The organism is Paraburkholderia sp. SIMBA_053 (genome assembly GCF_046534895.1).
Taxonomy (GTDB): domain Bacteria; phylum Pseudomonadota; class Gammaproteobacteria; order Burkholderiales; family Burkholderiaceae; genus Paraburkholderia; species Paraburkholderia caledonica.
In genome coordinates this window covers 1-319 of sequence record NZ_JAWRXU010000347.1, presented here as the reverse complement: position 1 = coordinate 319, position 319 = coordinate 1, and the positions used below count along the sequence as shown (strand labels likewise).

Here is a 319-nt window from a genome sequence, read left to right as displayed (position 1 = left end):
GGCGTCCTGCTCGTGCAGCTCGGTGTCATCGCGACGGCTCCCCTGCTACGGCGCGTCGCGTTCCAGCGCGCGGTGAATGCGGCGACCGTGCGCTGCGTCACGATGCTGAACACCACGTCGCGCGCTTCGTTCAACGCGTCGCCGAGAAAACGCAGCAACGCATACGTCAATACGAGAAACACCGGAAAGAACGCCTGCGCGACCGGGTGCCCCAATTCGTCGACGACATGCTTGAGCACGAGCGGTATCAGCACGGTCGCGAGCTTTGCCGAGATCATCAGCAGCAACGCGGCGAGCGTCTGGTTGCGGTAGCGCCAGA

The 319-nt window shown here is 64.3% G+C and carries 1 pseudogene; it reads right to left on the bottom strand.

What is annotated here, in order from left to right:
• Window positions 1–319, bottom strand: a pseudogene (locus tag SB753_RS35940) (hypothetical protein); the annotation flags it as partial.